14 protein-coding genes are annotated in these 10,982 nt (G+C 62.3%); 11 read left to right on the forward strand and 3 right to left on the reverse strand.

Annotation, left to right across the window (positions count from 1 at the left end):
• Window positions 1–83: 83 nt before the first annotated feature.
• From J4E42_RS29100 to J4E42_RS29110, 3 genes are read right to left on the reverse strand one after another with little or no spacing between them, the layout of a single operon-like run.
• Entirely contained in the window at window positions 84–341 is a 258-nt protein-coding gene (locus J4E42_RS29100) for a cytochrome C oxidase subunit IV family protein (protein WP_008043677.1), read from the reverse strand.
• A 10-nt stretch (window positions 342–351) separates the two neighbouring features.
• Window positions 352–939 (reverse strand): cytochrome c oxidase subunit 3 family protein, encoded by a 588-nt coding sequence (locus J4E42_RS29105; protein ID WP_207286762.1) that lies wholly within the window; start codon window positions 937–939, stop codon window positions 352–354.
• A complete protein-coding gene (locus tag J4E42_RS29110) occupies window positions 923–1,726 on the reverse strand; it encodes a CbbQ/NirQ/NorQ/GpvN family protein (protein ID WP_008034410.1) in 804 nt (267 codons plus the stop codon). Before J4E42_RS29110 ends, J4E42_RS29105 begins: the two co-directional genes overlap by 17 nt.
• 313 nt (window positions 1,727–2,039) lie before the next feature.
• Between J4E42_RS29110 and nirS the strand changes: the two genes are divergently transcribed.
• The 11 genes from nirS to J4E42_RS29165 are packed head-to-tail and all read left to right on the forward strand — an operon-like array spanning window position 2,040 to window position 10,935.
• Complete coding sequence (nirS, locus tag J4E42_RS29115; RefSeq protein WP_223413864.1) at window positions 2,040–3,608, forward strand: nitrite reductase; 1,569 nt, start codon at window positions 2,040–2,042, stop codon at window positions 3,606–3,608.
• Between the two features lie 24 nt (window positions 3,609–3,632).
• Window positions 3,633–3,947, forward strand: coding sequence for a c-type cytochrome (locus tag J4E42_RS29120; RefSeq protein ID WP_008043673.1), 315 nt, complete (start codon window positions 3,633–3,635; stop codon window positions 3,945–3,947).
• 16 nt (window positions 3,948–3,963) lie between these two features.
• Window positions 3,964–4,290: a cytochrome c gene (locus J4E42_RS29125; protein ID WP_207286763.1), complete on the forward strand. Its 327-nt coding sequence runs from the start codon at window positions 3,964–3,966 to the stop codon at window positions 4,288–4,290.
• Window positions 4,287–5,465 (forward strand): cytochrome D1 domain-containing protein, encoded by a 1,179-nt coding sequence (locus J4E42_RS29130; RefSeq protein WP_207286764.1) that lies wholly within the window; start codon window positions 4,287–4,289, stop codon window positions 5,463–5,465. Before J4E42_RS29125 ends, J4E42_RS29130 begins: the two co-directional genes overlap by 4 nt.
• 1 nt (window position 5,466) lies before the next feature.
• Window positions 5,467–5,925: an Lrp/AsnC family transcriptional regulator gene (locus tag J4E42_RS29135; protein ID WP_207286765.1), complete on the forward strand. Its 459-nt coding sequence runs from the start codon at window positions 5,467–5,469 to the stop codon at window positions 5,923–5,925.
• The gene (locus J4E42_RS29140) at window positions 5,922–6,437 is read left to right on the forward strand and encodes an Lrp/AsnC family transcriptional regulator (protein ID WP_008034419.1); all 516 of its coding nucleotides are present in this window, start codon (window positions 5,922–5,924) and stop codon (window positions 6,435–6,437) included. Before J4E42_RS29135 ends, J4E42_RS29140 begins: the two co-directional genes overlap by 4 nt.
• On the forward strand, window positions 6,430–6,873 hold the full coding sequence (locus J4E42_RS29145; protein WP_008034421.1) for an Lrp/AsnC family transcriptional regulator: 444 nt from the start codon (window positions 6,430–6,432) through the stop codon (window positions 6,871–6,873). The genes J4E42_RS29140 and J4E42_RS29145 overlap by 8 nt, the downstream gene beginning before the upstream one ends.
• Window positions 6,848–7,351, forward strand: coding sequence for an Lrp/AsnC family transcriptional regulator (locus J4E42_RS29150; protein WP_008043669.1), 504 nt, complete (start codon window positions 6,848–6,850; stop codon window positions 7,349–7,351). The genes J4E42_RS29145 and J4E42_RS29150 overlap by 26 nt, the downstream gene beginning before the upstream one ends.
• A 26-nt stretch (window positions 7,352–7,377) precedes the next feature.
• Entirely contained in the window at window positions 7,378–8,556 is a 1,179-nt protein-coding gene (nirJ, locus tag J4E42_RS29155; protein ID WP_207286766.1) for a heme d1 biosynthesis radical SAM protein NirJ, read from the forward strand.
• Between the two features lie 52 nt (window positions 8,557–8,608).
• Window positions 8,609–9,448, forward strand: coding sequence for a uroporphyrinogen-III C-methyltransferase (gene cobA / locus J4E42_RS29160; RefSeq protein WP_192226444.1), 840 nt, complete (start codon window positions 8,609–8,611; stop codon window positions 9,446–9,448).
• Complete coding sequence (locus J4E42_RS29165; RefSeq protein ID WP_207286767.1) at window positions 9,445–10,935, forward strand: cytochrome D1 domain-containing protein; 1,491 nt, start codon at window positions 9,445–9,447, stop codon at window positions 10,933–10,935. Before cobA ends, J4E42_RS29165 begins: the two co-directional genes overlap by 4 nt.
• Window positions 10,936–10,982 lie beyond the last annotated feature (47 nt).

Consider the following 10,982-nt stretch of genomic DNA (forward strand, 5'->3'; position numbering starts at 1 on the left):
GCTTGGTTACTTGGCGCTTCTCCAAGTGACTCGCCGTAAGGGCGAAACCAATAGCCGCCATCACCACAGAAACGGATATGTACTCAATCAACCACCACCAACATCCCCCCCACAACCACCGCCAACACCAACGCCCAACTCACCAACAACCGACGCCACAATCGCGGCGCATGGCGCATTTCCATAAAGCCATCGGTAATCAACCAGGCCTTGACAACCGCCACCAGCAAAATGGCCACGGACAACACCCCTGTCGCCCCCGACTGCGCCAGCAACACAGTGCTTACGCTCAGCGTGGCCAGCGCTGCCCAGCAGACAAACAAAAACCTGGAAGCAGACATGAAAACCTCATCAACCCAGCACGTAAACCAGCGGAAACAACACCACCCAGATCAGATCAACCATGTGCCAATACAACACGCCGGATTCGAATCCGCTGCGATTACTGGCGTCGTACAACCCACGACGGCAACGCTCGGCCAGCCATCCGAGGATGAACATGCCAAGCAACACATGAAGAAAATGAAACCCGGTGAGGATCCAGTACAGCGTGAAAAACGTGTTGTGCTCCATGCCCAGCCCCGAGGCCAGCAAGTGTCGGTACTCGGTGACTTTCAACACCACATAGACACTGGCGACGAGCAACGCCGCCAGCAACCAGACAGCGCCGTGGCGAGGCCGTGAGCGCCTGACTTGCGCCTGCGCCAGCGCCGCGAACAGCCCGGCGGTGAGCAGGCTCAGGGTCATCGCCAGACCGGTCGACGTGTTCAGCAACAGACGACTTTCGCTGAACAGCTGCGGCTTGAGTGCCTGGGTCACGGCGAACGCCAGAATCAGAATGGCAAACACCGACAGCTCGGCGAGAATGAAAAACCACATCGCCAGATCGCCCGGCAAATGCCTGGGCGCAACGCCGCCGGGCTCAACCGAAGTGGACATCAACCACGTCCATCAGCGCCGCAACGGTCAGCGGATCGTCGCTCAATGGTTCGGCCAGGCAGGCCATGCACGCCTCACGCGGGCTCATGCCGGCGCGGATCATTCGTGCGGTGAAAATCAGCAACCGCGTCGAAGCGACTTCCTCCAGATCATGCTGATCGAGCCGCCGTAGCGCCTGCCCCAGCCTGACCACTTGCGCCGCCAGCGCGCTGTCCACCTGAGCCTCGCGGGCAACAATGCGCTCCTCTTCGGCCACCGGCGGGTAATCGAAACGCATCGCCACGAAGCGTTGTCGGGTACTGGGCTTCATGCCTTTGAGCAGGTTCTGGTAACCGGGGTTGTAGGACACCACCAGCATGAAGGACGGCGGCGCCTGCAACACCTCGCCGGTGCGCTCCAGGAACAATTCGCGACGATCGTCGGCCAGCGGATGCAACACCACCACGGTGTCCTGGCGCGCCTCGACCACTTCGTCGAGATAACAAATGCCGCCTTCACGCACCGCGCGGGTCAGCGGTCCGTCCTGCCACCAGGTGCCCTGGGCACCGATCAGATGGCGACCGATCAAGTCAGCCGCGCTCAGGTCGTCGTGGCACGCCACGGTGTACAGCGGCAAGTTCAACCGATGCGCCATGTGCTGGACGAAACGGGTCTTGCCGCAACCGGTCGGCCCCTTGATCAGCACCGGCATGCCGTGTTGCCAGGCCTGCTCGAACAGCGCCTCCTCATTGTTGAGCGGTTGATAGAAGGGTTCGGCCTTGTGTTCGCCAGACGGGAGATGGTCCATGGGGCACCTGATTCAACAACAGAATTGAGGGACACGCTACGGACCCCTGCGACAACCTGGCAAGTGACATGGCCGACAAACTTGATCGCCGTCAAGCGGGCATTGGCCTGCTCGGGCATAGCCTTGCAGCGCACTAAGAACCTGCGTCCTGCGCTGTCGTTCCAGCGCATCGCAAAGGTCTTGCCTGAGGAGAAATGGAATGCTGATCAGCAATAGAAAAACGTTTGCTCTGACCGTCGCCACCCTGTGTTCGACACTGGCCTTTGCGGTGTCTCACGCAGCCAGAGCCAACGAGCCCGCCGCCACACCGCCCATGGTCAAAACCGCTGGCGCTCCCGATATGAGCCGGGCCGAGTTCGATTCATCCAAGGAAATCTACTTCCAGCGCTGCGCCGGCTGTCACGGCGTGCTGCGCAAAGGGGCGACCGGCAAGCCGCTGACCCCGGACATCACCCAGTCGCGCGGGCAACCGTTCCTGGAGGCCTTGATTACCTACGGTTCACCGGCAGGCATGCCGAACTGGGGGACGTCCAATGCCCTGACCAAGGAGCAAATCACGGCCATGGCCAAGTTCGTTCAGCACACGCCGCCGACACCACCGGAATGGGGCATGGCCGAGACGCTGAAAACCTGGAAGGTGCTGGTCAAACCCGAGGATCGTCCGAAAAAACAACTGAGCAAACTTGACCTGCCCAACCTGTTTTCGGTGACGTTGCGCGATGACGGCAAGATTGCCCTGATCGACGGCGACAGCAAGAAAATCGTCAAGCTGATCGAGACCGGTTATGCGGTGCACATCTCGCGGATCTCCGCCTCGGGCCGCTACTTGCTGGTGATTGGCCGCGACGCCCGGATCGACATGATCGACCTGTGGCCGGTGGAGCCGACCAAGGTCGCCGAAGTCAAAGTGGGCATCGAAGCGCGCTCGGTCGAGACCTCCAAATTCAAAGGCTACGAAGACAAGTACACCATCGCCGGTTCCTATTGGCCGCCGCAATTCACCATCATGGACGGCGAAACCCTGGAGCCGAAGCAGATCGTCTCGACACGCGGCATGACCGTCGACAAGCAGGAATATCACCCTGAGCCGCGTGTCGCGGCGATCATCGCGTCCCACGAATGGCCGGAGTTCATCGTCAACGTCAAGGAAACCGGCAAGGTCATGCTGGTCAATTACCAGGACATCAAGAACCTCACCGTCACCTCCATCGACGCCGCGCCGTTCCTGCATGACGGCGGTTGGGACAGCACGCACCGCTACTTCATGACCGCCGCCAACAACTCCAACAAAGTCGCCGTGATCGACTCCAAGGAGCGCAAGTTGACCGCGCTCGTGGACGTCGGCAAAACCCCGCACCCTGGGCGCGGCGCCAACTTCGACCACCCAACCTACGGACCGGTCTGGGCCACCAGCCACCTGGGCGACGAAGGCATCTCGCTGATCGGCACCGACCCGGTCAAACACGCGCAATACGCCTGGAAACAGGTCGCCTCGATCAAGGGCCAGGGCGGTGGATCGCTGTTCATCAAGACCCACCCCAACTCCCGTCACCTGTACGTCGACACCACCCTCAACCCGGACGCAAAACTCAGTCAGTCGGTGGCGGTGTTCAACATCGACAAGCTCGACGCCGGCTACACCGTGCTGCCCATCGCCGAATACGCAGGCATCAAGCAAGGGGCGATGCGCGTCGTGCAACCGGAATACAACAAGGCCGGCGATGAAGTCTGGTTCTCCGTGTGGAGCGGCCAGGCCGACGAATCGGCGCTGGTGGTGATCGACGATAAAACCCTGAAGCTCAAGTCAGTCATCAAGGACAAACGACTGATCACACCCACCGGAAAGTTCAACGTCTACAACACCCAACACGACATCTATTGAGCTCCATCAATGCAAGGAAACACCATGAAAAATACTCTGCTTTCACTGTTCGCCCTGACCGCTGCGCTGAGCGTGCAACCGGCCATGGCCCAGGACGCGCTGGAGCTGTTCAAGAGCAAACCCTGCGCCGCCTGCCACTCCATCGACACCAAACTGGTCGGCCCGGCACTCAAGGATGTAGCGGCCAAGAATGCGGGCGTAGCCGGGGCCGCGGACACCCTGGCCAGTCATATCAAAAACGGCACACAGGGCAATTGGGGACCGATGCCGATGCCGGCAAACCCGGTCACGGATGAGGAAGCGAAGATTCTCGCGACCTGGGTCCTGACGCTCAAATAACCGCCTGGAGGGCGCCATGATGATTTTTCGAAAGGCTCTGGTTCTGGCGGCCCTCCTCCTCATTTGCGCAACCACGGTTGCCGCGCCCGACGCCCAGCGTCAGGCGCAACTCGAACACCTGCTGGCCCAGGACTGCGGCGCCTGCCATGGGCTGCACATGACCGGCGGCCTCGGCCCCGAACTGACCCGCACAGCGCTGGCGGGCAAGTCCAGGGACATCCTGATCGCCACCGTCACCCATGGCCGGCCCGGCACCGCGATGCCCGGTTGGGCCCCGCTGCTCAGCACCGCCGACATCCGTTGGCTGATCGATCTTCTTCTCCAGGGATATCCCGCACCATGATCCGTTCAATCCTGCTGTCAGCGGCGACCGGGCTGTTATTGTCCGCCTGCGCTCAGCCACCCTTGCGTGGCACCGGCGACTTGGGCGTGGTGGTGGAACGCGCCACCGGCAGCCTGCAAATCATCGAAAGCGACAACCGCACTTCGCTGGCCCGGCTCGAAGGATTGGGCGACCTGTCCCACGCCTCCGTGGTGTTCTCCCGCGACCAGCGCTATGCCTATGTGTTCGGCCGCGACGGCGGTCTGAGCAAGATCGACCTGCTGACCCGACGCATCGATCACCGAGTGATCCAGGGCGGCAACAGCATCGGCGGCGCCATCAGTCAGGACGGAAAATTGATCGCCGTGTCCAACTACGTGCCCGGCGGGGTCAAGGTCTTTGATGCGCAGACCTTGCAGCTGGTGGCCGACATTCCCGCTACCCCGCTGGCCGATGGCAGCAAGCGTTCCCGCGTGGTCGGCCTGGTCGACGCGCCTGGCCAGCGTTTTGTGTTCAGCCTGTTCGACACCGGCGAGATCTGGACCCTGGATTTCAGCCAGGGCACCACCCCGCAGATCAGCCGCTTCACCGACATCGGCGAGCAACCCTACGACGCGCTGATCACCCCGGACGGGCGCTACTACATGGCTGGCCTGTTCGGCGAAGACGGCATGGCGCAACTCGACCTCTGGCATCCAGAGCGTGGGGTAAAGCGGGTGCTCGGTGATTACGGACGCGGCCAGGCAAAACTGCCGGTCTACAAAATGCCGCACCTTGAGGGCTGGGCCGTCGCCGACCATCAGGCCTTCGTCCCCGCTGTCGGTCGCCATCAAGTGTTGGTGATGGATTCGCGCACCTGGCAGCAGAGCGCCGTGATCCCTGTGGCCGGCCAACCGGTGTTCGTCACCTCGCGCCCGGACGGTCGGCAACTGTGGGTCAATTTCGCCTACCCGGACAACGATCGGGTCCAGGTGATCGACACCGAAACCCACGCCGTGGTCGCCGACCTGCGACCGGGCCCGGCGGTGTTGCACATGGAATTCACCGCTCGCGGCGATCAGCTGTGGCTGTCGTTACGCGACGGCAATCAGGTTCAGGTCTGGGACCCGTACAGCCTGAAACAGCTGAGCACCCTGCCGGCCACTGCACCGAGCGGCATCTTCTTCAGCAGCCGCGCACAAAAAATGGGTTATTGAAATGGACCTCGACCTGCTTGCCTGCCAACTGATTGATCGCTTCCAGCATGGCATGCCGCTGTGTCCGGAACCTTATCTCGAAATGGCCCAGGTGTTGGGTTGCAGCGAGTCGCAAGTGATCGCCTGCCTGCAACGCCTGGAACTGGCCGGGGCCTTGTCGCGGATCGGTCCGGTGTTCGACCACAGCCGTGCCGGCGCCAGCACCCTCGCCGCCCTCGCCGTACCCGCCGAGCGCCTGCATCAGGTCGCCGAGCGCGTCAGCCAATACCCCGAGGTCAATCACAACTATGCGCGCGAGCATCACTACAACCTGTGGTTTGTATTGACCGGCCCCGATCGCCAACACATCGAGCGCATTCTCGAAGAACTGGAGCACGACACCGGCCTCACCCCACTGGACCTGCCGATGTTGACCGCTTACCGCATCGACCTCGGCTTTGCCTTGGGAGAAAGCCGATGAAAGCGCCATTGAATCCCAAACAGGCACTGGCCCTGCGTCGGCACCTGGAAGGCGGGTTGCCGCTGGTCTCGCGTCCTTATCAGGCACTCGCCGAACGGATCAACGCCGAGGAAAACCAGGTGCTCGCGCAAATGCACCAGTGGCACGAACAAGGGTTGTTCCGCCGGGTTGGCCTGGTGCTCAACCATCGCGCGCTGGGCTTTACCGCCAACGCGATGCTGGTGCTGGACATTCCGGACGCGTTGATCGACGAAGTCGGCCAGCGCCTGGGGCGAGCGCCCGGCATCACCCTCTGCTATCAACGGCCGCGACGCCTGCCTGACTGGCGATACAACCTGTTCTGCATGGTTCACGGTCGCCAACGCGATCAAGTCGCGGCGCACATTCAGGCGCTGCTCGAAGAACACCTGCTGAGCGACCTGCCCCACCAACTGCTGTTCAGCACCCACGCCTTCAAACAATGCGGCGGGCGCTTTGCGCCTTCATCAACAGGAGCCTCCGACCGTGGATGACCTCGACCGTCGACTGATCAACCGCTTGCAACTGGGCCTGCCGCTGGTGCGCCATCCCTGGAAAGTACTGGCCGCCGAACTGCAAAGCAGCAGCAGTGAACTGCTCGATCGGCTCCACGCACTGCTGGAGGACGGCGTGCTCACGCGCTTCGGCCCGATGTTCGACATTGAACGGCTGGGCGGTGCCTTCACGCTCGCGGCGCTGGCGGTGCCGGAAGAACGCTTCGAAGACGTCGCCGAGCAACTGCATGCCCTGCCGGAAGTGGCCCACAACTATCGACGCGAACACCCCTGGAACATGTGGTTTGTGCTCGGTTGCCCGACCGAACAAGGCATTGCCGAGACCCTGCAGCGCATTGAATCCCTGACCGGCTTGCCGCTGCTGAATCTGCCCAAAGAGGAGACCTACCATGTCGGTTTGTATTTCCCGGTCTGAAGACACCCTGGCCCATCGCCTGATCGAGCTGACCCAGACCGGCCTGCCCTTACTGGACGACCCTTGGGCCTGGCTCGCCGAGCAGCTGGACTTGAGCATCGAATCCACCCTGGACTTACTCAAGCGTTTGCAGGCCGAGGGCGCCATCCGGCGCATCGCCGCCGTCCCCAACCACTATCGCCTGGGTTATCGCTACAACGGCATGACGGTCTGGGATGTGCGCGACGCCGACATGCCGCGCCTCGGCGCGCTGATCGGGGCTCAACCCTTTGTCAGCCATTGCTATCGACGCCCGCGCCGTGAGGACTGGCGCTACAACCTGTTTGCCATGGTGCACGGTCGCAGCAGCGAGGAAATCGACAGCTACCGCGAACACCTGCGCTACTTGCTGGGCGATGCCTGTGCCGCCGACGAGATGCTGGTGAGCAGCCGCATCCTGAAAAAAACCGGATTGCGCCTGCCACCCGCAACGCACTGAAGGCGCGCCGACTCAAGGAGAGTTGCATGTTAAGGATCAGCCAATACCTGCGTGCGCTGGCCGGCCAGGCGCCCGCCCCCAGAACCAGCCCACCGGGCAGCAACCGACCGCCCGTGGTGATCTGGAACCTGCTGCGGCGCTGCAACCTGACTTGCAAACACTGCTACGCGACCTCGGCCGACAGTGTCTTTCGCGATGAACTGGATACGCCCGCCGCACTGAGCGTGATCGATGATCTGCGCGCTGCCGGGGTGAAGGTGCTCATCCTGTCCGGCGGTGAACCGCTGCTGCGTGACGATCTGTTTGTGCTCAGCGCCTATGCCCGCGCCAAGGGTTTCTTTGTTGCCTTGTCCACCAACGGCACGCTGATCGATGAGCACAACATCACGCAGATCCGTGCGGCGAATTTCGACTATGTCGGGATCAGCATCGATGGCCTGGAAGCCACCCATGACGCCTTCCGCCAACTCAAGGGCAGTTTTGCCAGTTCCATGCGGGCGATCCGCCTCTGTCGCGAACAAGGTATTCGGGTCGGCCTGCGCACCACCCTGACCCAGGAAAACCATGCGCAGCTTCCCCAATTGCTGGCGCTGATGCGCGAGTACGACGTGCAAAAGTTTTACCTGTCGCACCTCAACTACAGCGGTCGCGGCAAACGCAGCCGCCAGCTCGACGCCCGGCAACAGATGAGCCGCGAGGCGATGACGCAGATTTTCGAACGCGCCTGGGAAGACATCGCGCAGGGTCGCGACAGCGATTTCGTCAGCGGCAACAACGATGCCGACGCAGTTCTGTTGCTGCAATGGGTGGGGCTGCATCTGCCCGAACATTACCCGCGCCTGGAACACATGCTGCGCGCCTGGGGCGGCAATGCCTCGGGCAGCGGCATCGCCAACATCGACAACACCGGCGAAGTGCACCCGGACACCTATTGGTGGCAGCACTCGGTGGGCAACGTGCGGCACACGCCGTTTCGCACGCTCTGGCTGGACCGGCCGGACACCTTGTTGCAGCAGCTGCGTGCGCATCCGCGCGCCGTCGGCGGCCGCTGTGGCCAATGCCGCTGGCTGGACATCTGCAACGGCAACACCCGAACCCGCGCCTGGGCCGAAGGCGATCTGTGGGGGCAGGACCCCGGTTGCCACCTCAGCGATGAAGAAATCGGTGTGCCGCCCATCACGACAATCCCTTGCGTCATGCACTGAAGCATCCGCCTGGCAAGCCCCGGCCAACCTGATGAAGAACCAAGGACGTCCCATGTACCCATCGATTATTTTACCGGCCGCACTTGCGTCCCTGTTCAGACCGGGCGAAGTCGCCCTGGTCGGCGCGGGCCCCGGCGATCCACGCCTGCTGACCCTGCGCGCCTGGAGCCTGTTGATGCAGGCCGACGCCGTGGTTTACGACCGTCTGATCAGCCCCGACCTGCTGACGCTGATCCCCCTCACTTGCGCCCGGCATTACGTCGGCAAGGCCAGCGGCTGCCACAGCCTGCCCCAGGAACAAATCAACGAGCTGCTGGCCGACCTTGCCGAGCAAGGGCAACGCGTGGTCCGGCTCAAGGGTGGCGACCCGTTCATTTTCGGTCGCGGCGCCGAGGAGTTGCAGTATCTGCTGCAGCGCAACATCGACTGCCAGGTGGTGCCGGGCATCACCGCCGCGTCCGGGTGCAGCGCTTACGCCGGCATCCCGCTGACGCACCGGGACCTGGTCAATTCCTGTCGATTCATCACCGGCCACTTGCAACACGACGGCGAGTTGAAACTGCCTTGGCGCGATCTGGCCGACAGCAGCCAGACCCTGGTGTTTTACATGGGCTTATCGAACCTCGGGGTTATCGCTAAGCACCTGATCGAGGCCGGGTTGTCGGCCGACACACCGGCAGCGCTGGTCAGCAACGGCACGCGCCCCGACCAGCACGTTGCCCGTGGTTTGTTGCACCAACTGCCGACGTTGGCGCTGGAGTGCCCGCCGGGTATCCCGACGCTGACGGTGATTGGCAAGGTGGTCGATCTGTTCGCCGCACAACCGATGGAGTACCCGGCGCGTTTTTATCCTGTTCAGGCGTTGCAACGGCACGGCAAGGTGGCGCTATGAAACGCGGGCTGCTGCTGCCGTTGTTATGGGTCAGTGTCGCCGCTGGCGCCGCTGATCCGGCACTTGAACACGCCGCGAACGACTACCGCCAGCATTGCCAAAGCTGCCATGGCGCCAACCGTTTCGGCGGTACCGGGCCGGCGTTGTTGCCAGAGAGTCTGAGCCGGATCAAACCCGATGAAATCCGCAGCGTGATCCAGAACGGCCGCCCCGCAAGCCAGATGGCCGGGTTTGCCAACGTGTTCAACCCGGCGCAGATCGACGCGCTGGTGAGCTACCTTCAGCAACCGCCCGCCACCGCGCCGACCTGGAGCAACGACGAGATTCGCGGCAGTCACTCGATGCTCGCCGACATCAGCAAGCTGCCCACCACGCCCCAGCATGGCGCCGATCCGCTGAACCTGTTCGTGGTGGTGGAAGCTGGCGATCACCACATCAACATCCTCGACGGTGATCGTTTCGAGGTGCTGGCGCGGTTTACCTCACACTTTGCCGTGCATGGCGGGCCGAAGTTCTCGCCGGACGGGCGCTTCGTCTACGTCGCCTCGCGCGATGGCTGGGTCAGCCTGTACGACCTGCACAACCTGAAGCTGATCGCCGAGGTCCGCGCCGGGCTCAACACCCGTAACCTGGCGGTGAGCAAGGATGGTCGCTGGGTGTTGGTGGGTAACTATTTGCCGGGCAATCTTGTCGTGCTGGATGCCCGCGATCTGTCGCTGGTCAAAACCATTCCAGCCATCGGCCGGGACGGCACGGCGTCACGGGTCAGCGCGGTCTACACCGCGCCGCCACGGGACAGTTTCATCGTCGCGCTCAAGGACGTGAAGGAAGTCTGGGAACTGTCGAGCGCCGGGACTCCGGACTTCGAACCGCGACGGATCGAGGCTGAGGACATGCTCGACGACTTTTCCTTTTCACCGGACTACAAGCAGTTGCTGGCCACGTCGCGCAAGGCCAAGGGTGGTCAGGTGATCGACCTCGACAGTGGCAAGGTGGTCACCGACATTCCGTTGCCGGGCATGCCGCATCTGGGGTCCGGGACCTATTGGAAACGCAACGGTCAGTGGGTGTTTGCCACGCCGAACATCAGCAAGGGGCTGATCTCGGTCATCGATTTCAAGACCTGGAAGCTGATCAAGGAAATCCCGACGTTGGGGCCGGGGTTCTTCATGCGCAGTCACGTCAATTCACGGTATGCCTGGACGGATGTGTTCTTCGGGCCGGACAACGATGCGATTCATTTGATCGACAAACAGACTCTGGAAATCGCCCGTACCTTGCGTCCGATGCCTGGCAAGACGGCGGCGCACGTCGAGTTCACTCGCGATGGTCGGCACTTGCTGCTGAGTATTTGGGCGACCGATGGGGCGCTGATTGTTTATGACAGTGACACGCTTGAGGAGATCAAGCGTATCCCGATGAACAAGCCGTCGGGCAAGTACAACGTTGGCAACAAGATCGAGTTTGTGGAGGGGACTTCGCATTAGGGGTTGGGGTTGGGTGTATATCCGTTTTTTTGGTGATGGCTGCTGGC

The sequence above is a fragment of the Pseudomonas sp. FW300-N2A2 genome, assembly GCF_017351735.1.
Lineage (GTDB): Bacteria > Pseudomonadota > Gammaproteobacteria > Pseudomonadales > Pseudomonadaceae > Aquipseudomonas > Aquipseudomonas migulae.